The following is a 22824-nucleotide window of genomic DNA, read 5'->3' on the forward strand; positions in this document are numbered from 1 at the left end:
CAAACCATTGTCCAAACCTATACAGACTTGCAGACTGTTAGCGTGATTCAATGAAATCGCTTCAAAAGGAAGTGGATTGCAGGAGACAAGACGATGAAACAGCCAACCCCTTTTTCGGGCATGGTGGCCGCAGCCACGCTCGCCAGTGTGCTGACCGCCTGCGGCGGCAGCGGTGACTCAGGCCTGGGTGTCATCGAGATACGCAGCCTGTCCAACCGGGCCGACATGATCAGCGACGGCAATGCCTATATTGAAATTGTGCTGCCCAAGGGCAGCCCGCCCGGTGCGCTGAAGGTGGCGCTCAATGGCACGGATGTCACCGCCCGGTTCGCCCTGCGCGCCAATGGCCGGATTCTGGGCCGGGTCGAGGGATTGAAGGTGGGCGCCAACACCCTCACCGCCACGGCGGCCGGCAGCGCGAGGGCACGGCTGGACATCACCAACCATGGCCGGGGCGATCCCATCTTCGCCGGGCCGCAGACCGCGCCGTGGATCTGCGCCACGCGCAATGGCGCGCAAGCCACCGTTTCCGTGCCGGGCACGGCACTGTCGGCGACCGTGACCACGCGCGTCAGCGGTCTCGATACCGATCCGGTGGATGTCCAGTGCAATACCAGGACCCTGTACACCTACTACTACATGCCCAAGGCCAGGCAAGGCAGCGCCTGCACGATGGGTCCGGCAGGCGCCACGCCCTGCCATGTGGCCTACGACCCATCGCAGCGCCCGGCCGACAGCGAGATCGCCGACTTCACCAACGACCGCGGAGATACGGTCAAGCACCTGCTGCGCATGGAAACTGGCGTCATGGGCCGCGGCACCTACCAGATTCTGGCCTACCATGACCCCGCGCAGGCCTGGACGCCCTGGGAGCCGCAAAAGGGATGGAACGGCAAGGTGCTGTGGCGATTCGGCGCAGCCGCTTCCGGCAATCGCTTCCAGGAGCCGGCGGTCAACCTCCTCGACCAGTTCAGCGGCAGCCTGCCTTTCGACCCCAACGCGCTCGCGGCAGGCCACATGGTCGTGAAAGCCATGCTGACCAACCACCTGCACAACAACAACGAGTTGCTGGCCGCCGAGAACATGATGCGCATCAAGGAGCATCTGATCGAGAACTACGGCGAAGTGCGCTACACCATGGGCGACGGCGACTCGGGTGGCTCCATGATGCAGACAGTGATCGCCTCCGCCATGCCGGGTCTGCTGCAGGGTATACAGACGGGGCTGAGCTATCCCGATGCAGTGTCCACCTGGATGGAAACACGCGACTGCGGCCTGCTGTCCAGCTACTACAGGACGGCCGCAGGACAGGCACTGAGCGACACCGCGAAGGCCGCCATCAATGGTCATCCGGCCAGCTACTGCGACAAATGGGTAGGGAGCTTCATCGCCCCCCAGAACCCCCGGCTGCCCGACAACTGCGGCGTGGGCTTTCCCGCCTCCATCGTCTACGACCCGCGCACACGCGGCCAGGGCGTGCGCTGCTCGATCCACGACATGCTGGTACCAGTGTTCGGGACGTTCAAGGACACCGACGGCCACACCAAGCCGCAGCTGCCGTATGACAACACGGGCCTGCAGTACGGACTTAAGGCACTGCAGTCGGGCGCCATCGACGCGGAGGCTTTCGTGCAGCTCAACGAAGGCATCGGCAGCTACACCAACGACATGGACTGGACCGGCGGCACTGCGTCCCGGCCGGCAGCCCGCGAGCGGGCCGTGGCCAGCCTGCTGCCCAGGCTCTACAGCAGTGGCCTCACCAGCAACGGCAGGAACCTGTCCCAGGTGGCCATCATTGACCTGCGGCCCGAGGGCGGCAGCGACATCCACATGACCTGGCGCAGTCTGCAGCAACGCGCACGGCTGGATGCCGCCAACGGCCACCATGACAACCATGTGATCCGCGCCAGCAAGGGTATGGTCCCGCTGCTGATCGCCCCGGCCATGCGACGCGAGGCCTTTGTCATGATGGACCGCTGGCTGACCGCCGTGGAGCGCGACACCACCGGCGCGGCGCTGGCACAGAAAGTGGTGCGCAACAGGCCTTCGGATGTCAGGGATGGATGCATCGCCGCAACGGGAGCCGCCCCTTCGGATCTGGACAAAGTCCTGGCCCTGGACGACCCTGCCTGTCCCCTCAAGCCGACCCTGTCGCCACGCCAGGTGGCCGGAGGTCCGCTCGCGGAGGACATCTACCAGTGCCAGCTCAAGCCCCTTTCGTTCACCAGCCCGGAGTACGCCGGCATCACCTTCAGCCCGGCCCAGCAAAAGCGCCTTGCCGCAGTGTTTGCGGCGGGAGTGTGCGACTGGAGCCAGGCCGGAACGGGCCAGAGCCAGGAGGCGGCCTTCCTGACCGATTTCAGTGCCGGCCCGGCGGGCACCAAGGCCGGGCCTGCGCCGGTCTCGCGCAACGATTGAGTTGCACCCTGCGCGAAGTCCCGCAGGGGTCCGGGGGCCGGTGATCAGGGTTTGCAGCGTGCCAATTCATGCAATGAAGCAGCAGACTTTCATTGAAGATTTGCATCAAGCACCATGCAGCCGCCCACGATCAACGCCGTCCTCAAGTCCGCGCCCTTTGCGCCCCACCTGAGCAGGGCCCACCTGCTCAGGTTGCGGCGGGAGGTGCTGTTGCGGCACATACCGGCCGGCACCCCGCTTTGCCACAAGACGCACCGGGCCGGCCACTGGGCCGGTGTCGTCCAGGGAGCGGTCAAGATCCATGCGCTGTCGCCTACCGGGCGCAGCACCACGCTGGCCACCTTTACCCCGGGTTGCTGGTTCGGCGAGGGCACACTGCTCAAGAACGAATGCTGGCCGTTCGACGCGACGGCGATCGAGGATACGCTGGTGGCACTGATGCCGGCCAGCACCTTTCACTGGCTGCTGGAGCGCAGCCTCGGCTTCAACCGCTTCCTGCTGGACCAGCTCAATGCGCGCCTGGGCCAGTTCATCGGCCGCTGCGAGCATGCACGGCTGCACCATTCCAGCCGCCATGTGGCGCACTGCATCTCGGAGCTGACCGATTCGAGGCTGTATCCGGACACCGGCAACCGGCACCTGGGCATGTCGCAGGAGGAGTTGGCCAGCCTGGCCGGCGTGTCGCGCCAGATCGTCAATCGCACCCTGGGGGAGCTGGAGGACATCGGAGCAGTCCGCATCTCCTATGGCGCATTGACACTGATCGATCCCGAAGGACTGCGGCGCTTCAGCGAATCCTTCGAGTGAGGCACGGCCCCGGCGCTCAGGCGGCCTCCAGCACCTCGACGCGGTTGCGGCCCTTGCGCTTGGCCGCATAGCAGGCCATGTCGGCCGAGCGCAGCGCGCTGCTGACCGTGTGCTGGCGGGCATCGAGCACCACCATGCCGACGCTGGCGCCCATCAGGTAGCGCTGGCCCTCATGGGCACCCTCCCAGTCCTGCACTGCCATGCACAGGCTTTGCGCCAGCAGCATGCCCTGCTCCGCCGAGGTGCCCGCCAGCAGCACGGCGAATTCATCACCGCCCAGGCGCGCCACCCAGCCCAGCGGCCGGACCACGCTGTCGATCAGCCGGGCCATGTGGCACAGCACCTCGTCGCCGGCCGCATGGCCGCCCTGCTGGTTGACGTGGGCGAAGTGGTCCAGGTCCAGGAACAGGATCACGCCATGCTGCTGCAGGCCGACGGTCTCCTCCTCTGCCTCTTGCGCCTCTTGCGCCTCCTCGATCGTGGCGACGGCGGTGTTGTCGCTCTGCTGCAGGGCGGATTCACCCTGCTGCAGCGCCTCGGCCGGCAGGCGCTGGGCGGCACTGCATTCCTGCAGCCATTCATGCAGGCGCATGGCAAAGGCCTCGCGGTTGGGCAGCAGGGTCAGCGGATCGTGCATGGCCTTCCAGCCCGGCTGCTCGCGCACCAGTCGCTGCATGGTCACGTCCTCGACCACCCAGACCAGGGTGGGGTCTGCCGGCACCACGGCGCGCGGCTCCAGGCCGCGCTGCAGGCGCTGCAGGCTCTGGCCGTGCAGGCGCACCCAGATGGGGCGGCCGTCCTTGCGGACAAAGCACTGCTCGCTGTCGAACTGGCCGTACATGTCCAGGTCCTTGCGCACGCGCTCCAGCAATTGGATGTGCGCCGCGTCGGAGGCGCACAGCTGGCGTATCGCCTGCCCCTGCAGCTCGCGCGGCGGATAGCCGAGCATGCGCGCGGCCTGCAGGCCCACCAGCTCCAGATGCGCCGACCGCGTGACCACCAGGCCCACGGGCGCGTAGTCCATCAGCGTTTGCAGCTGCAGTTGCAGCCGGCCGACCTCGTGCGCCTGCTCCTGCCCCATCTGCCCCAGGCGGTGCAGGGCCTGCCACAGCGTGGAGGCTTCGCCCCAGGCATGGGTCCAGGGCATGCGCCAGCCGCCTTCCTCGGCATGGCCCGGCTCGGGTTCGGGCGCGGGATCGGGCTCCTCGGCCATCAGCCTTCCCTGGCTCGCCAGCCATTGGCGTGCAGTGCGGTGCAGGGCCGCCATGGGTTCGGTGACCAGGATCAGCAGCAGGACCAGCAGGCCAGCGACACCGGCCACGGCGGCCAGCAGCCACCACAGCACGCGCGGCGCCAGGCTGGGCGCGATGGCTTCCTCGGGGGTGATCCTGACCACCAGCCACTGCGGCAGCGGCATGCCTGCCGTCGTCACCAGGTAGCCCGCGCGCCGCTGGGTGTCGGGGCCCACCTGCACTGCGCCGGCCGCGGGGTCCTGCAGCCAGTCCGCGCCCAGGCCGGGCTCGGCCTCGGCGCGCGCCGACCAGCGCGAGGGGTCGGAGTGGGCCAGGATCTGCCCGTCGCGCTGCATGACCAGCAGGCGCCCGCCGGAGCGCGAGGGATCGATGCTGGGCGGCAGCAGGGCCTGGGCAGACATGCGCACGCCGGCCGACAGCACGCCGCTGACCGTGCCGTTGCCGGTGCGCAGCGGCACGGCGTACAGCAACTCCATCATTCCGGGATCGGCTCCCTTGCGCACCATGGTGGAGACCACGGGCCGGCCATCGGCCAGGCTGCGCCGCATCACGTCGCGCACGCCTTCGTCCAGATCGACCAGGGGCTCGGAACGGCCGCCGCGCAGGCTGAGCTGCAGCTGGCCACGCGCGTCGGCCAGTTGCAGGGTGTCGAACAGCCGCACGGATGCGTCTCCACGCAGCATCTCGCCCATCAGCCGGCTCGGGTCGCTGCCCTGGTCTGCAATGCCCTGGGCCAGCACCCACAGCAGGCGCTGCTGCTGCTCCAGCCGCGCTGCCAGCATGCGCGCCACGGTATCGACCTCGTCGGCCTGCCGGGCCATGGCGCGCTCCAGCGTCTGCTGGCGCATGTTGTGCGAGACCCACCAGGCACTGCCAAGGCCCGCCAGCAGCACGGCTGCAGCGGCCAGCGCCAGCACCGTGCAGCGCATGGCGCCCCAGCCTGTGGCCGCGCGCGGCCGCGAGGGTGAACCCGGCAGCTGCGGAGCATCCTGGGATGCCAGCAGTGCCTGGAAAAAGGGAGATCGGCGGGCGTCCAGTGACATGACGCCATCAATATATGCAGGCCCGAAAGCCGTCCCACTGGGTGGAACCCGCGAACCAGTGGATACCCCGCCCCGCAAGGCCCGGCGCTTGCAGGCCGGCACCCGTCAGCGGCGTGGGAATCAGCCTACTGCGAGCACTTCGAGGGCCGCCGGCTTGGGCAGATCGATGACATTGCCCCGGCCCGCGATGAGCCCGTGCTCACGCAACTGGCGCAGCACGCGCGAGAAGGTCTCGGGCGCAATGCCGAGCTGGGCGGCGATCAGCCGCTTGCGCAGGTGCAGCGTCACGCGCAGGCCGCCAGCCTCGTGCGGCATGGCATGGCGCAGCAGCCACTGGGCGCAGCGCGCCTCGGCGTCCTTGGACAGGCGGCTCACCGCCAGCTCGGTCTGCGCGCAGTAGGCCTGGGCCATGTCCTGCAGCAGTTGCTGGGCGGGCGACGGCAGCTGCGAGACGGCCTTCAGGAAGTCGGCCTGGGGAAGTTGCTGCACGCGGACATCGCTGTCGGCCAGCATGTCCAGGCTGCTGCCGCGCCGCTGCAGCACAAAGGCCGCATCCAGCCAGGCAGGCCCCTCCACGACACCGAGCTGGTGGCGCATCTGCCCACCCTGGCCTATGCCCAGGAGCACGCGACCGCGCTCCAGATACATCACCGTATCCGGCGACTGCCGACGCAGCCTGAGCCAGGTACCCGCGGCCAACACCTGGGCGGAACCCGGCGCGAAGGCGAAAGCTTGCAAGGAAGACAGGGCGAACATGCATGCAACTTTGCCGGCTTTGCTCCCGCCGCGTTTTGAGCCATGTCAATCCGCCGCCAGCACACCGGTCCGCAGGCGGCATACTTGTCACAAGAATGTCACCAGTGAAACGTAATGTATCCAACTGAAAAGTTGAGCCCATGATCGATCCCCAGATGCTCGCCAGCCTGCCCGCTGCCGCGGCCGTGCTCTCCGCCGCCGTGCGGTCCGGCGCAGGCCCCGTGGCGCAGCTCATGCGCGCGGGCGGCCTGTACTGCGTCTTCCAGCCGCTGGCCGACTTGCGCAGCGCCAGCATCTATGCGCACGAGGCGCTGATCCGCGGCCCCCAGGGAACGCCGCTGCACACGCCCGATGCCCTGCTCAAGGGGGCGGCGGCCGAGGGCATTCTTCGGGAATTCGAGCTGCTGGCGGTCTGCGTGGCGCTGCAGGACTGGGGCCGGCAGAGTGCGCCGGGCCGGCTGTTCGTCAACCTCAGCGCCCAGGCACTGGTGCAGGCCGTGGGGGTCTGCGGCCCCGGCATGGTCGGGGACACGGTGCGCAGCTTCGGCGTGCAGGCCCGCTCCCTGGTGGTGGAGATCACCGAACACGACCATGTGACCGACATGCCCGCCGTCTGCGCCGCCGTGAAGGCCGTGCATGCCACGGGCGCGCGCCTGGCGCTGGATGACTTTGGCGACGGCCGCTCCAGCCTGCGCCTGTGGTCCGAGGCCAAGCCCGACTTCGTCAAGATCGACAAATACTTCATCCACCAGATCGAGCAGCGCCCGGCCACGCTGCAGCTGCTGCAGGCCATCAAGGGCATTGCCGAGGTCTTCGGCACCACGCTGATCGCCGAAGGCATAGAGACCGAGGACGAGCTGCGCACCCTGCGCGACCTGGGCATTCCGTATGGCCAGGGCTGGCTGCTGGGCCGCCCTGCCGAAACCGCCCGGCCCCAGATCAGCACGCAGGCGCGCAGCGTGGCGCAGGACCCGCGCGTGGCCGTGCTGCCCCACCAGGGACACAGCGCCCGCCCGGGGGTGCTGCGCAATCTGATGGTGATGCAGGCGCCCTGCGTGGTGCCCGCGGCCAGCAACGACGAGGTGGCCGAGCTGTTCCAGGCCGGCCAGCAGCTGCATGCCATTGCCGTCGTGGAGGCCGGCCGGCCGCTGGCGCTCATCAACCGCCAGCAGTTCATGAACCACTACGCCACGCTGTACTTCCGCGAAGTGCACGGGCGCAAGCCCTGCCTGGCCTTTGCCAACGTGCAGCCGCGCATCGTGGAGCTCGATTGCGATGTGGACCAGCTCGTGGGCATCCTGACCTCGCAGGACCAGCGCTACCTGAGCGACGGCTTCATCGTCACCGACAACGGCCGCTATGTGGGCCTGGGCACGGGCGAGCAGCTGGTGCGCCGCGTGACCGAGGCCCGCATCGAGGCCGCGCGCCACGCCAACCCGCTGACCTTCCTGCCCGGCAACATCCCCATCAGCCTGCACATGCAGCGACTGCTGGACAGCGGAGCCGGCTTCGTGGCCTGCTACGCCGACCTCAACCACTTCAAGCCCTTCAACGACCACTACGGCTACTGGCGCGGCGACCAGATGATCCGCCTGGTGGCGCGGCTGGCCGTGGCGCACTGCGATGCGCGGCGCGACTTCGTGGGCCATGTGGGCGGGGACGACTTCATGCTGCTGCTGCAAAGCGAGGACTGGCAGCGGCGCTGCGAAGGCATTGTGGGCGCCTTCGCCAGCGAGGCGCGCCAGCTGTTCGACGACCAGGCGCGCGAGGCCGGAGGCATCTGGGCCGAGGACCGCCACGGCATCCGGCGATTCTTTGCCTGCACCACGCTGTCCATCGGCGTGGTGCGCGTCGCGCCGGGCAGCGTGCTGGCACCCGAGGACATCGCCAACCTCGCGGCCCTGGCCAAGCAGCAGGCCAAGGCGCAAAGCCTGCCGGGGCGCGGCGCCATCGCGCTGCACACGCCGCACGATGAAGCGCGGCGCCCGGCACTGCATGGCACCGCAGCAGCCTGGCCTGCCTGAAACAGAAAGCCCGCAGGCTCTTGCGAGGCTGCGGGCTGGTGGCTGGCCGCCAGACGCTGACAGCGTTTGGGCGCGGCCCAGCGATCAGTTCACCGATGCACCAGACTCGTACCAGCGCTTGACCATGCTGCGCTCGTCATCGTTCAGGGCACCCGGATTGCCAAAGGGCATCTTGCGCAGTTGCACCACCTGCTGGTAGATCTGCTGGGCGTGGGCCTTGACCTGCTCGGGCGAGTCCAGGCGCACATTCTTTTGCTGCAGGGCGGCACCGTGGCAGACCACGCAATGCTGCTGGAAGAAGGGCGCCATCTGGGCGTAGCCCACGGCGCCGTCGGCGGCGGGAGCAGCGGCCGCAACGGGTGCAGCAGCTTCGGCACCGGGCGCCGCCGTCGCAGCGGGCTCGGCACCAGCAGGCGCCTGCACGGCGGCGGGAGCCGCTGCGGGGGCTGCGGCAGGCGCAGACACAGGGGCGGCGGCAGGCGCAGACACAGGGGCGGCGGCAGGCGCCGGTGCAGGCTTGAGCCAGACGGCCGTGCCGATCAGCACCAGCACGCCGACCAAAGCGTAGGGCCAGGGATGGGCATTGCGGCCCAGCTTGAAGCCGTGGCGCATCACGAAGAACTGGCGGATGGCAGCGCCCGCGAACATCATCAGGATCAGCACCAGCCAGTTCAGCTCATGGCTGTACAGCCAGCCGTAGTGGTTGGACAGCATGGCGAACAGCACCGGCAGCGTGAAGTACGTGTTGTGCACGCTGCGCTGCTTGCCGCGCTTGCCGTGGATGGGGTCCACGGGCTGGCCTTCCTTCAGGGCCTTCACCACCGTGCGCTGGCCGGGAATGATCCAGAAGAACACGTTGGCGCTCATCGAGGTCGCCAGCATGGCGCCCATCAGCAGGAAGGCGGCCTGGCCCGGGAAGATGTGGCAGGCCAGGAAGGCCGCAATGCACACCAGCACCAGCACCATGGCGCCCACCGTGGCGTCGCCGTTCTTCTTCTGGCCGAAGACGCGGCAGATGCCGTCGTACAGCAGCCAGAACACGACCAGGAAGGCCAGGGCCGAGGCAATGGCCGCAGCCGAGCCCATGGCGTTGGGATCGGCCGGATTGACGAGGTAGATCTTGGCGTTCCACAGATACGACACCGTCAGCAGCGCAAAGCCGCTGAGCCAGGTGGTGTAGCTTTCCCAGTAGAACCAGTGCAGATGGTCCGGCAGCTTGGGCGGGGAGACATTGAACTTGACGGGGTGGTAGAACCCACCGCCGTGCACGGCCCAGAGTTCGCCGCTGACGCCCTGCTTCTTGAGGTCATCATCGACAGGCGGCGTCAGGCTGCTGTCGAGGAAGACGAAATAGAAGGAGGAACCGACCCAGGCGATGGCCGTAATGACGTGGAGCCACCGCAACAGCAGGTTGGCCCAGTCGAGAATGTAGCTTTCCATAGCTCTCAACCTTGGCAGCGTGGGGGCCGCCGGTGTTCAACCTGCTCACCACTGCGGGCGCTCTGAGCAGAAGAAAAAGGCCGCGCACCCGGTAGATATACCGCCGGTGCACCGCTGCGACCATTTCGTAGACACAAAGTGTATGCAATTTTTCGACAACCGGCCGGCTTGCGCGATATCAATTCACTAGAGATTTCCCTGATTCTGCGCGGGCGCGGCACTGCGCCGCTGCAGCAGCTGCGCCGCCACGGCCACCGCGATCACCTCAGGCTCCTTGCCCTTGATGCCGGGCACGCCGATGGGGCATGTCACATGGTCCAGCTCCGCATCGCTGAAACCACGCTCGCGCAGCCTGCGCCGGAAGGTGGCCCATTTGGTGGCGCTGCCGATCAGGCCCACATAGGGCAGGTCGCCGTGCTGGCGCTGACGGCTCAGGCATTGGGCGACCACCTCCAGGTCCTCGGCATGGCTGAAGCTCATGATCAGCACCTGGGAGCCAGTGGGCAGGTCGGCCACGGCGGACTGCACGGGATCGGAGTATTCACACTGCACGAGCTCGTGCTCCTCCTCGGGGAAGACCGAATCGCGGCTGTCCACCCACATCACGCGGTAGGGAAGATTGCACAGCAGGCGCACCAGCGCATGGCCGACGTGGCCTGCGCCGAACAGGGCCACGCAATCGCGCGGCGGCTGCAGCCGCTCGCGCAGCATGTCCATGCGGCCCTGGGGCACCAGCACGAACCTCAGCATCACCACGCCGCCGCAGCACTGGCCCAGGCTGGGTCCCAGCGGATAGCGGTGCTGGTGCTCGGCGAGGGCGGGACCGGCCTGCCCAGGCTGTCCGGGCCATCCGGCCTGAAGCGCAGCGTCGCGCAGCAGGCTGCGCGCGCGGTCGATGGCGTCGAACTCCAGGTGCCCGCCGCCAATGGTGCCGGCCACGCGGTCGGCAAACACGGCCATCCAGGCGCCGCGCTCGCGCGGCACCGAGCCGCGCGACTCCATCACCTCGACCCAGCACAGCGGCCCCTGCGCAAGGCCCTGCTCGACTTTCTTGAACGTGTCACTCCACATGGGCGCACCTGACAGCCCGTCGTGGCGCCTGCGGGCTTCGTTGGAATTTGTTGCGGGATTTTCCGCTGCGGCACTTGAGTTTTGCGCTCCGACTGCCGGTGCCGCAGCGTTTCAGGATACGCTCGCAATCATGCCCGATTCCCCCGATTCCTCTCAGCACAGTTCCGTGCAAAAGCCACGTTCCGGCCGTCCCTGGCTGTGGGCGGGACTGATGGCCGCCATTGCCTCCCTGGTCACGGCCTGCAAGTCGCCACCCGGCCCCGGCCCGCGCCCCGACGAGGCCACCTCCAGCGCACAGCTGCAGTACCGCAAGGTGGCAGCCAACCATCTGTACGCGCGCAATGCCGAGCGCATCTACAAGGGCCAGCTGCCGCCCATGCTCTACGCCATCGGCGTGCTGCAGGTGCAGATCGACCGCAACGGCCAGGTCCAGCGCCTGCACTGGATGCGCGCGCCCAGCCATGCCCCCGAAGTGGTGAGCGAGATCGAGCGCCTGGTGCGAGCCGCCGCGCCCTTCCCCGCCCCGGCCGGCGCCGCCCGCATCACCTATACCGATACCTGGCTCTGGGACAAGTCCGGCCGCTTCCAGCTCGACACGCTGACCGAAGGCCAGCTCTGAGCCTCAGGCCGCCAAGGGCTGGTTCATGCCGGTTCATGCCGGTTCAGGCAGATTCACGCGGCTGGCCGTCGGCAAAGCTCCTGGCGCTTCTGAGCAGGCAGGTCACGGCATAGAGCACCAGGTCGTCCGGGGCATCGTCGTTCACGCGGTCGATGACCTCGATGGCATAGCCCAGGTCCTGCGACAGCTGCGGCAGCACGCCTGCCGCGCGGTCGCCAGCCTGCAGGCTTGCCACCGCCTGGTCAGCGCTGGCGTGGTAGCCGCGCAGCAAATCACGCGCGGCACACACCATGGCCGAGCCGGCGCGCTCTGCGTGCAGCTCCAGCACGCCCAGGGCCGCGCCCATGTGGCACAGCGCATCGACCGCCAGCACCTCCTGGTGCTGTGGTGAGTATCTTCGGTGGCTGCGGCCCGATGGGTTGACTGTCTTCATGGCTCCCCTTGCGCGGGACCGTGCTGGTCCCGAAGCAACAATACCTTTCAGGTCCCTTGCAGTCAATACCTTTCCGGTCCATGATTGCCGGCGATGAAACAGACCGATCCTCAGTACAAGCTGCGCCTGCCGCAGGAACTCAAGGACCTCGTCGAGGAGGCAGCCAAGCGCACCGGCCGTTCCATGAACGCCGAAGTCGTGGCCCGGCTGCAGACCACGTTCGAGGCCCCTCTGCTCGGCCGCCTGTCGGCCGCGACGGACCCTGCGCTGGAATGCGAGGAGCCCGTGAGCATCTACGACATCAAGATGAGCGCCGAAGCCGTGGAGCGCATCGAAAAGCGCCTCGAACGCATAGAGCAGGCCGTGCTCCCGCCCGCTGCGCCGGGCAGCGCCAATGAAGACGGCGCCGCTGGCGCCGACTGAGACGACCGCACAAAGAAAAACCGGCCCGCAGGCCGGTTTCGTTCAAAGGCCCCTCAGGGCCGGGATCACTCGACCACCTTGGTGATCTTCGAGCCCTGCAGCGACACGCCGGCTTCCAGGCCCGCATTGGTCAGCACATAGCTGGTCACGGGGCCCTGGGCGGTCGTGGTGTCCACGCTGCCATTGGCGCCCACCTTGCCTGCGGCCACCGTGGCATCGGCGCCCACGGACCAGCCCTCGCTGGCCAGGAACTTGTCGAGCGCTTCCTGGGTGTTGAACACATAGATCACAGCCTTGGACTGGCCACCGGCCTGCCAGCCCACCGAGGCGCCGGTCGTGCTGTAGTAGCCCTTGTTCTGGCCGCCGACGCGCAGCACGCCGCGGCCATGCTCGACACCGATGACGAAGCTGCCGCCGATCACCGAGGGGAAGATCAGCACGCCCTTGGAGCGGGCCACCATTTCCTTGGAGCCTGGCGCCGTCTGGTACAGCCGCTCCAACGCGGCGTTGGCGCGCGCATTGACGGTGGTGGCATCAGCGCGCGGCGCGGACTGGGTTTCCGGCTTGGTGGTCGTGCAGCCGACCATGGCAATGCTGCCGGCCGCCAGTGCAGTGGCCATCACGACGGTACGCAAAGAAAACTGACGCATGGGAAAACCTGCCTTTCTTGATTGGACGTTTTGGGGAGACCCCATCGGTTCATTGGATTGATCACCTTGCCTCCCGGTCCCGGGCACCCCTTCCAGTGCTCGCAAACCGTTTCTGAGACAGGCTGGGGACGATGCTAGGCGGCTTTGCGGTACTTGTGATGAGACATGTCACAAGTTGCGCCATAGGACTACAGGCCCGCAGGAAATGTCTGAAAATCCCGTGCCGGGCTGCCACAGCCGACACCGAAAGCGCGCTGATGCCAGAATGCACGCACAGCAACACCCGGCCCACCGGGCCTATCCACACCGAGGGAGTTCATGAAGTTCTGGAGCCACTTTCACCATCCCCAGGCAGCCATGGTGCTGCTGCGCGTCACGCTCGCGGTCCTGTTGCTTTTTCACGGCTGGGCCAAGCTGCGCTACGGCATAGGCAGCATCGAGCGCATGGTGGAGTCCACGGGCGCACCGGGCTGGCTGGCCTATGCGGTCTATCTGGGTGAGGTGGTGGCGCCGCTGCTGCTGCTGGTGGGCCTGTGGGTGGTGCCTGCGGCGCTGGTGATTGCGGTCAACATGATCGTGGCCTTCGCGCTGGTGCACACGGGCCAGGTGATGCAGTTGCACAGCTCGGGAGGCTGGGCGCTGGAGCTGCAGGCCTTCTTCTTCATCACGGCCCTGGTCGTGGCCATGGGGCACGCCAAGGGCAAGTAGCCCGCCTTCTTTCAGCGACAGGAACAGAAACGGCCCGCAATGCGGGCCGTTTTTCGTTTCAAGGCTCACTCCAGGCCATCCCCCGACAGCCTGCCTGCAGCAGGGCTCAGGAGCCCCGGTACGTGGAATAGCTCCAGGGGCTGACCAGCAGGGGCACGTGGTAGTGCTGGTCGGCATGGGCCACGCCGAAGTCCAGGCTCACCTTGTTGAGGAAGTTGGGCTCGGGCAGTTGCACGCCACGGGCCTTGAAGTAGGCCGCCACGTCGAAGGTCAGGCGGTAGGTGCCGGTCCTGAGGCTGTTGTTGTCGAACAGCGGCGCATCGGTACGGCCGTCGTGGTTGAGCACCAGGCTCTTGATCAGCGTGGCCTGGTCGCCATCGGTGGAATACAGCGCGACAGCCATGCCGGCTGCGGGGCAGCCGTTCATGGTGTCGAGGACGTGGGTGCTCAGGCCCATGGAAATCTCCTGTGCGGCGGGAGCTGGCCCGCCCGGTTGTCATTGGTTGGTCAATGCACGGAGCGCGGCGCGCGACAGCACTCGCGGCCCTGCCCTGCATTCGCAAAGTGTATACAGTTTTTGTACGCCCTTGAAGGGCGTTGCACGGCCGACACCTAGGCAGATACCCGCACTTTCGGCGCCCGAGCCGGCGCGCGGGAAGCCTGCCGACGCCATGCTTCTACACTGTGGTCCGCCGCCGCCCTGGCCGCAGGACCCTCCGGCCGGCGCACACAGGGCGGCACAGGACGCGCGCTCTTTTTCCACTGTTCCACTGTTTCATCTGCCAAGGAGATACCGATGCAACTTCGCTCCCCCTTGCTTGCAACCAGCCTGGCGCTGGCCATTGCCAGCCTGGCCGCCTGCAGCAGCACGCAGCCGCCCGCGGCTTCGGCGGCACCAGCACCCGTGGCCGCAGCGCCTGCCCCGGCAGCGGCGCCCATCACGCAGAGCAACGCGGCCCAGGCCGCCAGCGCCGCCTATGACTTCGACATGGATGTGTTCCATCCCGTCGTGGGCAGGAGCGGCATGGTGGCCAGCGAGCAGGAGCTGGCCTCGCGCATCGGCCTGCAGATCCTGAAGTCCGGCGGCAATGCGGTGGACGCCGCCGTGGCCATGGGCTTTGCGCTGGCCGTGGCCCTGCCCAACGCAGGCAACATCGGCGGCGGCGGCTTCATGGTCGTGCATGACGCCAAGAGCGGCAAGAACATTGCGCTGGACTTCCGCGAGGTCGCGCCCTCCAAGGCCACGCGCGACATGTACGTGGGTGCGGATGGCAAGGTCATCGACGGCAAATCGCTCTACACCCACTACGCCGTGGGCGTGCCCGGCACCGTGGCCGGCATGGAGCATGCGCTGAAGAAATGGGGATCGCTGCCCTTGTCCACGGTGATTGCGCCGGCCGCAAAGCTGGCCGACAAGGGCTTTACGGTCAGCGAGACCCTGGCCAAGATCCTGGAGCAGGAAAAGAAGAACATGGGCCAGTGGCCCGCCACCCAGGCCATCTTCTGGCGCAACGGCGAGCCCCTCAAGCGCGGCGACCGCCTGGTGCAAAAGGACCTGGCGCAGTCGCTGCGCCTGATCGGCCAGCAGGGCTCCAAGGTGTTCTACGAAGGCTCCATCGCCCGCAAGATCGCGGCCGAGATGGCGCCGCATGCAGGCGCCCTCTCGCTGCAGGACCTCAAGAGCTACAAGGTCGCCGAGCGCGAGCCGCTGCGCGGCACCTACCGCGGCTACGAGATCGTGACCATGCCGCCACCGTCCTCCGGCGGCGCCCACCTGATCCAGATCCTCAACATGATGGAACGCTGGCCCATGAACCAGTGGGGCGTCAACAGCGCGCAGAGCATCCACTACATGACGGAAAGCATGAAGCTGGCCTATGCCGACCGTGCCGAATATCTGGGTGATCCCGACTTCGTGACCGTGCCGCTCAAGGGCCTGACCTCCAAGCGCTATGCCGAGGCACTGGCCGCCGGCATCGACCCCTACCAGGCGCGCGCCGGCAAGGACATCCGGCCCGGCAAGCCCCAGCCCTATGAGAGCGACCAGACCACGCACTACTCGGTGGTGGACAAGGCGGGCAACGCCGTGGCCGTGACCTATACGCTGAACACCAACTTCGGCAGCGGCATCGTGGCCAAGGGCACGGGCATCCTGCTCAACAACGAGATGGACGATTTCTCGGCCAAGCCCGGCGTGGCCAACGCGTATGGACTGGTCGGCGGCGATGCCAATGCGGTGGCCGCAGGCAAGCGCCCGCTGTCGTCGATGACGCCGACCATGGTGCTCAAGGGCGGCAAGCCCGTTCTGGTCACCGGCAGCCCCGGCGGCGCACGCATCATCACCACCGTGCTGCAGACCGTGGTCAACACCATCGACTTCGGCATGAACCCGGCCGAGGCCGCCGCCACGCCGCGCTTTCACCACCAGTGGACGCCCGATGAGCTGCGCGTGGAAAAGGGCATCAGCCCCGACACCGTGGCCCTGCTCAAGTCGCGCGGCCACAACGTTGCCGTGAAGGCGTCGATGGGCCGCACCCAGACCATCGAGCTGCGCGACGGCATGCTCTACGGCGCCTCCGACCCGCGCAACCCCGACGGGCAGACACTGGGCTATTGAAGAAAGAAAAAGCCGCGCCCGTTGCCGAGCGCGGCTTTTCACAACAGGGCGGCGCAAGGCCGCCCTCCCACCAATCGTTGTCTCAAAGGCCGTCCATCAGCCCTGGACCTTCTGGCCCACTTCGAAGTTGGCCTGGATCTCCAGCGCACGCACCATGCCCGAGTGGTCCCAGTTCGCGCCGCCGTGGGCCACACAGCTGTTGAACAGCTCCTGCGCCTGGGCGGTGTTGGGCAGGGACACGCCGAGCTGGCGCGCGCTGCTCAGGGCCAGGTTCAGGTCCTTCTGGTGCAGCGAGATGCGGAAGCCCGGGTCGAACGTGCGCTTGATCATGCGCTCGGCATGCACTTCCAGGATCTTGGACGAGGCAAAGCCGCCCAGCAGCGCCTCGCGCACGCGGGCCGGGTCGGCACCGGCGCGCGACGCGAACAGCAGGGCCTCGGCCACGGCCTCGATGTTCAGCGCCACGATGATCTGGTTGGCCACCTTGGCGGTCTGGCCGTCGCCGTTGCCGCCCACCAGGGTGATGTTCTTGCCCATGCGCTCGAACAGCGGCTTGACGCGCGCGAACACGTCCTCCGGGCCGCCGACCATGATGGACAGGGTGGCGTTCTTGGCGCCCACCTCGCCGCCGGAGACCGGCGCATCCAGGTACTGGGCGCCGATGGCCTCGATGCGGCGAGCGAAGTCCTTGGTGGCCACGGGCGAGATGGAGCTCATGTCCACCACCACCTTGCCGCTGCTGCCCTTGAGGCCGGCGGCCACGCCGTCCTCGCCGAACAGCACCTTCTCGACATCGGGCGTGTCGGGCAGCATCAGGAAGATGATGTCGGCCCGCTCGGCCACGCCGCGCGCCGTGGTGCACTGGGTGGCGCTGCTCTCGGCGATCTGCGCGGGGATCTTGCCCAGGGTGTTCACGAACAGCTGGTGGCCTGCCGTCAGAAGGTGGCCCGCCATGGGCGCGCCCATGATGCCCAGGCCCACGAAACCAAGCTTGAGAGAGGATGCATTCATGCTGTGTACTCCTTGTCGTTTTTGAAAAGCTGAAAAAACTTTGGCGGCGCTCAGGCGGCGACTGCCGCGCGCACGCTGGTGTGGGCGTCCAGCCAGCCCAGGCCAGATTCGGTATCGCGCGCGGGCTTGTACTCGCAGCCCACCCAGCCCTGGTAGCCGATGCGGTCCAGGTGCGCGAACAGGAAGGGGTAGTTGATCTCGCCCGTGCCCGGCTCGTTGCGGCCCGGGTTGTCGGCCAGCTGCACGTGGCCGATGCGCGCCAGGTGCTTTTGCAGCGTGGCCGCCAGTTCGCCCTCGGTGCGCTGCGCGTGGTAGATGTCGTACTGCACGAAGGCGTTGGGCGCGCCCACCTCGTCGAGGATGGACAGGGCCTCGTCCGTGCGGTTCAGGTAGAAGCCGGGAATGTCGAAGGGGTTGATGGGCTCGATCAGCAGGCGCAGATTGGCCGCGCTCAGCGCCGATGCGGCAAAGCGCAGGTTGTCCACGAAGGTGCGGCGCAGCAGCGCGGCATCGGCACCGGCAGGCGCCTTGCCGGCCAGGCAGTTGAGCTGGGGCACGCCCAGCGCATGGCCATAGGTCACGGCCTTGGCCACGCCGGCGCGGAACTCGTCCACACGGTCGGGGTGGCAGGCAATGCCGCGCTCGCCCGCATCCCAGTCGCCGGCCGGCAGGTTGTGCAGCACGATCTGCAGGCCGTGGGCGTCCACGCGCTCCTTGATCTCTTCGACCGTGTGGGCGTAGGGAAACAGGAATTCCACGGCCTCGAAGCCGGCGCGCGCCGCGCGCTCGAAACGGTCGAGGAAGGGCACCTCGGTGAACAGCATGCTGAGGTTGGCAGCAAAACGGGGCATGTCAGAAGTCTCCGGTAGTCGTTTGGTGGGTTGGGAGCGGCAGGGCACGCAGGGTGCCCCGCCGATAGAAAAAGCAGTGCAGTGCAATGCCGTGCGATGTGCCGTGGCGGGCCGGTCAATCCAGCAGTGCAAGCGCGCTGGGCACGTCGGCAGGCGCTGCGGCCAGGTCCTCGAACTCGATCACGTTGTCGATCTCGGCGCCCATGGAGATGTTGGTCACGCGCTCCAGGATGACCTCGACGACGACCGGCGTGCGGTGCTCTGCCATCCAGGCCTCGGCCTGCTGCATGGCGGGCGCGAAGTCCTCGGGACGGTGCACGCGGATGGCCTTGCAGCCCAGGCCCTCGACCACCTTGACGTGGTCCACGCCATAGCCCTTGGACTCTTCCTTGTCGTCGACATTGATGTTGTCGAAGGCCAGTTGCACGCAGTAGTCGATGGAGAAGGCGCGCTGCGCCTGGCGGATCAGGCCCAGGTAGCTGTTGTTGACCAGCACATGGATGTAGGGCAGCTTGAACTGCGCACCCACGGCCAGCTCCTCGATCATGAACTGGAAGTCATAGTCGCCCGACAGAGCCACGATCTTGCGGGCCGGGTCGGCCACGCGCACGCCCAGGGCGGCTGGCACGGTCCAGCCCAGCGGGCCGGCCTGGCCGCAGTTGATCCAGTTGCGCGGCTTGTAGACATGCAGGAACTGCGCGCCGGCAATCTGCGACAGACCGATGGTGGAGACGTAGCAGGTGTCCTTGTCCAGGCTGCGGTTCATGCACTGGTAGACGCGCTGCGGCTTCATGGGCACGTTGTCGAAATTGGTCTTGCGCAGGTACTCCACATTGTTCTTGCGGGCCTGGCATTCGGCCACCCAGCCGCTGCGGTCCTTCAGGCGGCCGGCCGCCTTCCACTCGCGCGCCACCTCGACGAAAAGCTTGAGCGCAGCGCCCGCGTCCGAGACGATGCCGTAGTCGGGCGCGAACACGCGGCCGATCTGCGTGGGCTCGATGTCCACGTGCACGAACTTGCGGCCCTTGGTGTAGACCTCGACCGAGCCCGTGTGGCGGTTGGCCCAGCGGTTGCCGATGCCCAGCACGAAGTCGGAGGCCAGCATGGTGGCATTGCCGTAGCGGTGGCTGGTCTGCAGGCCGCACATGCCGGCCATCAGGCGGTGGTCGTCAGGGATGGTGCCCCAGCCCATCAGGGTGGGAATCACGGGCACGTCCAGCAGCTCGGCGAACTCCACCAGCAGCTCGGAGGCATCGGCATTGATCACGCCGCCGCCCGAGACCAGCAGCGGGCGCTCGGACTCGTTGAGCATGGCGATGGCCTTTTCCACCTGCTTGCGCGTGGCAGCCGGCTTGTAGACAGGCAGAGGCTCGTAGGTGTCGATGTCGAACTCGATCTCGGCCAGCTGCACGTCGATGGGCAGGTCGATCAGCACGGGGCCTGGGCGGCCCGAGCGCATCAGGTGGAAGGCCTGCTGGAAGGCGCGCGGCACCTGGGCCGGCTCCAGCACCGTGGTGGCCCACTTGGTCACGGTCTTGGCGATGGAGGCAATGTCCACGGCCTGGAAATCTTCCTTGTGCAGACGCGAGCGCGGCGCCTGGCCCGTGATGCAGAGAATCGGAATCGAATCCGCGCTGGCCGAGTACAGGCCCGTGATCATGTCCGTGCCGGCCGGGCCGCTGGTGCCGATGCACACGCCGATGTTGCCGGCCACGGCGCGGGTGTAGCCCTCGGCCATGTGGCTTGCGCCTTCGACGTGGCGCGCCAGGATGTGGCCGATGCCGCCATGGTCCTTGAGCGCTGCGTACAGCGGGTTGATGGCGGCACCGGGAACGCCGAATGCGACGGTCACGCCTTCTTTTTCCAGCACGCGGACTGCGGCTTCGATTGCTTTCATTTTTGCCATGGGAGGTCTCCTTCAAATTGGAGTCAACTCTAGGCAGACAGGCCGATTGGCGGAACGCCTGCACAGACCATAAAATTTATTCCGTGCAGGAATAACTACCAATGAAAAAGGAGACAACGCCATGGACAGACTCGATGCCATGCACATGTTCGTGCGCGTGGTGGAGACCAGCAGCTTCACCAAGGTCGCGCACGAATTCGCCACCACGCAGCCCACGGTCACCAAGCAGATCGCAGCCATGGAAGCGCGCCTGAAGGTGCGCCTGCTCAACCGCAACACGCGCGGCGTGAGCCTGACCGAAGCGGGCGCGCTGTACTACGAGAAATGCAAGGCCATCGTCAACGACGTGGCCGAGGCCGACAAGGTGGTCCAGGTGCGCCAGACCCAGGTGCAGGGCCAGCTGCGCATTGGCAGCTCGGTGGCCTTTGGCCGACGCGTGCTGATACCGCTGGCGTTGGAATTCATGGCGCACAACCCCCAGGTGCAGGTCGACCTGAGCTTCGAGGACCGCTACACCGACCTGGTGGCCAACGGCATCGACGTGGCCCTGCGCCTGGGCAAGCTGGCCGACTCCAGCCTGGGCGCACGCACGCTGGGCGTGAACCCCTGGGTGCTGGTGGCCTCGCCCACCTACCTGCGCAAGCGCGGCACGCCGCGCCGCCCCTCCGACCTCAAGGAACATGCCACGCTGATCTACAGCAGCGTGCAGGGCAACGACATCTGGCGCCTGCGCAACGCCAGCGGAGAGCCGGTCTCGGTGGCGGTCACGGGCCGGCTGCGCTCCAACAACCTCTCGGCCCTGCTGGCAGCCTCACGCTCGCACATGGGCATCGCCGCCCTGCCCCGCTACGTGGCCCACGACTCCCTGGAAGCCGGCCGCGTGGTCGAAGTCCTCAAGACCTGCCGCCTGCCCGAGCAGGAAATCCACGCCGTCTACCCCTCGCCGCGCCTGGTGCCGCAGAAGGTGCAGTCCTTCATCGCCTTCCTGCAGGGGCGGTTCGATGCCGAATGGTGGGAGACGCTGCCGCGCGGGGCGTGACAAAGAAAGCCAGGCCGAGCACAGCAAAGGCCCGTGCCACCACCCCTTATGGCCGCGCCTGCGTCGTGCCATCTGCGGGGTGGCAAGCCTGCCGAAGGACAGGCTTGTTTCGTGATCTGACTCGCCGTGCTTGTCTGAACGGAGCGCGTAGCGCGCAGTGAGTTGCACGGCGCACCCCGCAGATGGCACGGCGCAGGTTGCCCCAGCGCGCAGCGCTGGGGTCGCGGGCATCAGGGCGCGTTTCTTTGCTTACTTTCTTGCCGCGCGGCAAGAAAGTAAGTCGGCCGCCGGGCCGAAACCCGGCCTCGAAAAACAACCACCCGGCAGGAGCAAAAACCTAGAGAACCAGAATCGCCCGGAAGTCATTCACGTTGGTATGCGTAGGCCCGGTCACCACCAGATCCCCCAGCGCATCAAAGAACCCATACGCATCATTGCGGTCCAGGTACTCGGCAATCCGCATGCCCTGGTCCTGGGCCCGCGCCAACGTATCCGGTGACACGCGCGCCCCCGCGTTGTCCTCCACGCCATCGATGCCATCGGTATCGGCCGCCAGCGCCCAGACCTTGTCCTGCCCCTGCAGGGCCTGGGCCAGGCCCATGCAGAACTCGCCCGCGCGGCCGCCGCGTCCCTTGGGCGTGCCGGCCGGGCGCTGCCGGATCGTGACCGTGGTCTCGCCGCCGGACAGGATCACGCAGGGCTTTGCAAACGGCTGGCCGTGGCGGGCCACGGCGCGCGCCAGGGCGGCGTGGACCTTGGCGACTTCGCGCGATTCGCCCTCGATCTCGTCGGACAGCACATGGGTGCGCAGGCCCGCCGCCTCGGCCACGCGTGCGGCCGCCTCCAGCGAGTGCTGGGGCGTGGCAATCATGTGGACCTCATGGCCGTCGAAGCGCGCGTCGCCGGGCTTGGGTGTTTCAAGCTCGCCCGCCTCCAGCGCGCGGCGCACGGATTCGGGCACGTCGATGCGGTAGCGCGTGAGGATGGCCAGCGCGTCGGCGCAGCTGCTGGCATCGGGCACGGTGGGGCCGCTGGCGATGATGGAGGGGTCGTCGCCCGGCACGTCGCTGATGGTCAGCGTGACCACGCGCGCAGGCGCGCAGGCCGCGCCCAGGCGCCCGCCCTTGATGCGCGACAGGTGCTTGCGCACGCAGTTCATCTCGCCGATGGCGGCGCCGCTTTCCAGCAGGGCGCGGTTGATGCGCTGCTTTTCCTCCAGGTCGATGCCTTCGGCCGGCAGGGTCAGCAGGGCCGAGCCGCCGCCCGAGATCAGGCACAGCACGAGGTCGTCCTCGGTCAGCCCTTCGGTCAGCGCGAGGATGCGTTCGGCGGCGGCCAGGCCTGCCGCGTCGGGCACGGGGTGGGCGGCCTCGACCACCTCGATGCGCTGCGCCAGCCCTTCGGGGCGCGGCGGGATGTGGTGGTAGCGCGTGACCACGAGGCCGGACAGCGGTGCGTCCGCTGGCCACAGCGCCTCCAGCGCCTGGGCCATGGAGCCGCCGGCCTTGCCCGCGCCCAGCACCAAGGTGCGGCCCTTGGGAGGCTTTGGCAGGCATTGGGCCATGCTGTACAGGGGCTGCGCATCCTTGACCGCAGCGCGGTAGAGGTCGAGCAGAAAGGCTTGGGGATCGGTGAGGTGCAGGTCCGTGGTGCTGGTCATGGTGTGTTGTCTCCGCCGGGCATTATGGAATTTCCTGCACCGGCGGTGGCATGCGGTCAAGTCACAACTGATTCGCCCGGCCTCGTTCCTCGTGC

19 protein-coding genes are annotated in these 22824 nt (G+C 67.5%); 8 read left to right on the forward strand and 11 right to left on the reverse strand.

The features are described 5' to 3' along the window. Nucleotides 1-93 precede the first annotated feature (93 nt). Entirely contained in the window at nucleotides 94-2418 is a 2325-nt protein-coding gene (locus tag INR38_RS15765) for a DUF6351 family protein (RefSeq protein ID WP_207441980.1), read from the forward strand. A gap of 114 nt (nucleotides 2419-2532) precedes the next feature. Next, entirely contained in the window at nucleotides 2533-3225 is a 693-nt protein-coding gene (locus tag INR38_RS15770) for a Crp/Fnr family transcriptional regulator (protein ID WP_207441978.1), read from the forward strand. A 16-nt stretch (nucleotides 3226-3241) separates the two neighbouring features. Here the strand turns inward: INR38_RS15770 and INR38_RS15775 are convergent, their stop codons facing one another. Continuing rightward, a complete protein-coding gene (locus tag INR38_RS15775) occupies nucleotides 3242-5521 on the reverse strand; it encodes a diguanylate cyclase (protein ID WP_207441976.1) in 2280 nt (759 codons plus the stop codon). Nucleotides 5522-5641: 120 nt separating this feature from the next. Beyond that, nucleotides 5642-6277 carry a Crp/Fnr family transcriptional regulator gene (locus tag INR38_RS15780; RefSeq protein WP_013803698.1) on the reverse strand — a complete coding sequence of 212 codons (636 nt, stop codon included), beginning with the start codon at nucleotides 6275-6277 and terminating at the stop codon, nucleotides 5642-5644. A gap of 140 nt (nucleotides 6278-6417) precedes the next feature. On the opposite strand from INR38_RS15780, the gene INR38_RS15785 reads away from it, so the two are divergent. Next, nucleotides 6418-8301 carry a phosphodiesterase gene (locus INR38_RS15785; protein ID WP_207441974.1) on the forward strand — a complete coding sequence of 628 codons (1884 nt, stop codon included), beginning with the start codon at nucleotides 6418-6420 and terminating at the stop codon, nucleotides 8299-8301. A gap of 84 nt (nucleotides 8302-8385) precedes the next feature. Here INR38_RS15785 and INR38_RS15790 read toward each other — a convergent pair whose 3' ends face one another. Beyond that, nucleotides 8386-9741: a urate hydroxylase PuuD gene (locus INR38_RS15790; protein ID WP_192366984.1), complete on the reverse strand. Its 1356-nt coding sequence runs from the start codon at nucleotides 9739-9741 to the stop codon at nucleotides 8386-8388. 186 nt (nucleotides 9742-9927) lie between these two features. Next, complete coding sequence (gene xdhC, locus INR38_RS15795) at nucleotides 9928-10812, reverse strand: xanthine dehydrogenase accessory protein XdhC (protein ID WP_207441973.1); 885 nt, start codon at nucleotides 10810-10812, stop codon at nucleotides 9928-9930. Nucleotides 10813-10942: 130 nt separating this feature from the next. Here xdhC and INR38_RS15800 point away from each other — a divergent pair, with 130 nt between their 5' ends. Beyond that, complete coding sequence (locus tag INR38_RS15800) at nucleotides 10943-11431, forward strand: hypothetical protein (protein ID WP_065346741.1); 489 nt, start codon at nucleotides 10943-10945, stop codon at nucleotides 11429-11431. A 43-nt stretch (nucleotides 11432-11474) separates the two neighbouring features. Here the strand turns inward: INR38_RS15800 and INR38_RS15805 are convergent, their stop codons facing one another. Further along, nucleotides 11475-11864: a hypothetical protein gene (locus INR38_RS15805; RefSeq protein ID WP_207441972.1), complete on the reverse strand. Its 390-nt coding sequence runs from the start codon at nucleotides 11862-11864 to the stop codon at nucleotides 11475-11477. A 93-nt stretch (nucleotides 11865-11957) separates the two neighbouring features. Here INR38_RS15805 and INR38_RS15810 point away from each other — a divergent pair, with 93 nt between their 5' ends. Then, nucleotides 11958-12287, forward strand: a complete 330-nt coding sequence (locus INR38_RS15810; RefSeq protein ID WP_012204047.1) for an Arc family DNA-binding protein — start codon at nucleotides 11958-11960, stop codon at nucleotides 12285-12287. Between the two features lie 65 nt (nucleotides 12288-12352). Here the strand turns inward: INR38_RS15810 and INR38_RS15815 are convergent, their stop codons facing one another. Beyond that, entirely contained in the window at nucleotides 12353-12937 is a 585-nt protein-coding gene (locus tag INR38_RS15815; RefSeq protein WP_013803704.1) for a YSC84-related protein, read from the reverse strand. Nucleotides 12938-13255: 318 nt separating this feature from the next. Here INR38_RS15815 and INR38_RS15820 point away from each other — a divergent pair, with 318 nt between their 5' ends. Next, nucleotides 13256-13645: a DoxX family protein gene (locus INR38_RS15820; RefSeq protein WP_207441971.1), complete on the forward strand. Its 390-nt coding sequence runs from the start codon at nucleotides 13256-13258 to the stop codon at nucleotides 13643-13645. 106 nt (nucleotides 13646-13751) lie between these two features. Here INR38_RS15820 and uraH read toward each other — a convergent pair whose 3' ends face one another. Then, nucleotides 13752-14102: a hydroxyisourate hydrolase gene (gene uraH, locus INR38_RS15825; protein WP_012204044.1), complete on the reverse strand. Its 351-nt coding sequence runs from the start codon at nucleotides 14100-14102 to the stop codon at nucleotides 13752-13754. A gap of 339 nt (nucleotides 14103-14441) precedes the next feature. On the opposite strand from uraH, the gene ggt reads away from it, so the two are divergent. Beyond that, entirely contained in the window at nucleotides 14442-16262 is a 1821-nt protein-coding gene (ggt, locus tag INR38_RS15830; RefSeq protein ID WP_207441970.1) for a gamma-glutamyltransferase, read from the forward strand. 96 nt (nucleotides 16263-16358) lie between these two features. Here the strand turns inward: ggt and glxR are convergent, their stop codons facing one another. The 3 genes from glxR to gcl form a co-directional block, all read right to left on the reverse strand. After that, nucleotides 16359-17273: a 2-hydroxy-3-oxopropionate reductase gene (gene glxR, locus INR38_RS15835; RefSeq protein WP_123692561.1), complete on the reverse strand. Its 915-nt coding sequence runs from the start codon at nucleotides 17271-17273 to the stop codon at nucleotides 16359-16361. Between the two features lie 50 nt (nucleotides 17274-17323). Continuing rightward, the gene (hyi, locus tag INR38_RS15840) at nucleotides 17324-18124 is read right to left on the reverse strand and encodes a hydroxypyruvate isomerase (protein ID WP_012204041.1); all 801 of its coding nucleotides are present in this window, start codon (nucleotides 18122-18124) and stop codon (nucleotides 17324-17326) included. Nucleotides 18125-18239: 115 nt separating this feature from the next. Next, nucleotides 18240-20030 (reverse strand): glyoxylate carboligase, encoded by a 1791-nt coding sequence (gcl, locus tag INR38_RS15845; RefSeq protein WP_012204040.1) that lies wholly within the window; start codon nucleotides 20028-20030, stop codon nucleotides 18240-18242. A 121-nt stretch (nucleotides 20031-20151) separates the two neighbouring features. On the opposite strand from gcl, the gene INR38_RS15850 reads away from it, so the two are divergent. Further along, nucleotides 20152-21069: a LysR family transcriptional regulator gene (locus INR38_RS15850; RefSeq protein WP_013803709.1), complete on the forward strand. Its 918-nt coding sequence runs from the start codon at nucleotides 20152-20154 to the stop codon at nucleotides 21067-21069. 337 nt (nucleotides 21070-21406) lie between these two features. Here INR38_RS15850 and INR38_RS15855 read toward each other — a convergent pair whose 3' ends face one another. Next, nucleotides 21407-22729, reverse strand: a complete 1323-nt coding sequence (locus tag INR38_RS15855; protein WP_099734404.1) for a glycerate kinase — start codon at nucleotides 22727-22729, stop codon at nucleotides 21407-21409. Nucleotides 22730-22824: the final 95 nt, after the last annotated feature.

Source organism: Delftia sp. SD018, assembly GCF_017355445.1.
Classification (GTDB): domain Bacteria; phylum Pseudomonadota; class Gammaproteobacteria; order Burkholderiales; family Burkholderiaceae_C; genus Comamonas; species Comamonas acidovorans.

Bases quoted from the DNA above. Each gene is read 5' to 3' on its own strand.
- INR38_RS15775 (WP_207441976.1), bottom strand. From the start codon at position 5,521: ATGTCACTGGACGCCCGCCGATCTCCCTTTTTCCAGGCACTGCTGGCA.
- glxR (WP_123692561.1), bottom strand. From the start codon at position 17,273: ATGAATGCATCCTCTCTCAAGCTTGGTTTCGTGGGCCTGGGCATCATG.
- INR38_RS15855 (WP_099734404.1), bottom strand. From the start codon at position 22,729: ATGACCAGCACCACGGACCTGCACCTCACCGATCCCCAAGCCTTTCTG.
- INR38_RS15770 (WP_207441978.1), top strand. From the start codon at position 2,533: ATGCAGCCGCCCACGATCAACGCCGTCCTCAAGTCCGCGCCCTTTGCG.
- INR38_RS15800 (WP_065346741.1), top strand. From the start codon at position 10,943: ATGCCCGATTCCCCCGATTCCTCTCAGCACAGTTCCGTGCAAAAGCCA.
- gcl (WP_012204040.1), bottom strand. From the start codon at position 20,030: ATGGCAAAAATGAAAGCAATCGAAGCCGCAGTCCGCGTGCTGGAAAAA.
- INR38_RS15805 (WP_207441972.1), bottom strand. From the start codon at position 11,864: ATGAAGACAGTCAACCCATCGGGCCGCAGCCACCGAAGATACTCACCA.
- INR38_RS15815 (WP_013803704.1), bottom strand. From the start codon at position 12,937: ATGCGTCAGTTTTCTTTGCGTACCGTCGTGATGGCCACTGCACTGGCG.
- xdhC (WP_207441973.1), bottom strand. From the start codon at position 10,812: ATGTGGAGTGACACGTTCAAGAAAGTCGAGCAGGGCCTTGCGCAGGGG.
- uraH (WP_012204044.1), bottom strand. From the start codon at position 14,102: ATGGGCCTGAGCACCCACGTCCTCGACACCATGAACGGCTGCCCCGCA.
- hyi (WP_012204041.1), bottom strand. From the start codon at position 18,124: ATGCCCCGTTTTGCTGCCAACCTCAGCATGCTGTTCACCGAGGTGCCC.
- INR38_RS15785 (WP_207441974.1), top strand. From the start codon at position 6,418: ATGATCGATCCCCAGATGCTCGCCAGCCTGCCCGCTGCCGCGGCCGTG.
- INR38_RS15820 (WP_207441971.1), top strand. From the start codon at position 13,256: ATGAAGTTCTGGAGCCACTTTCACCATCCCCAGGCAGCCATGGTGCTG.
- INR38_RS15790 (WP_192366984.1), bottom strand. From the start codon at position 9,741: ATGGAAAGCTACATTCTCGACTGGGCCAACCTGCTGTTGCGGTGGCTC.
- ggt (WP_207441970.1), top strand. From the start codon at position 14,442: ATGCAACTTCGCTCCCCCTTGCTTGCAACCAGCCTGGCGCTGGCCATT.
- INR38_RS15850 (WP_013803709.1), top strand. From the start codon at position 20,152: ATGGACAGACTCGATGCCATGCACATGTTCGTGCGCGTGGTGGAGACC.
- INR38_RS15780 (WP_013803698.1), bottom strand. From the start codon at position 6,277: ATGTTCGCCCTGTCTTCCTTGCAAGCTTTCGCCTTCGCGCCGGGTTCC.
- INR38_RS15765 (WP_207441980.1), top strand. From the start codon at position 94: ATGAAACAGCCAACCCCTTTTTCGGGCATGGTGGCCGCAGCCACGCTC.
- INR38_RS15810 (WP_012204047.1), top strand. From the start codon at position 11,958: ATGAAACAGACCGATCCTCAGTACAAGCTGCGCCTGCCGCAGGAACTC.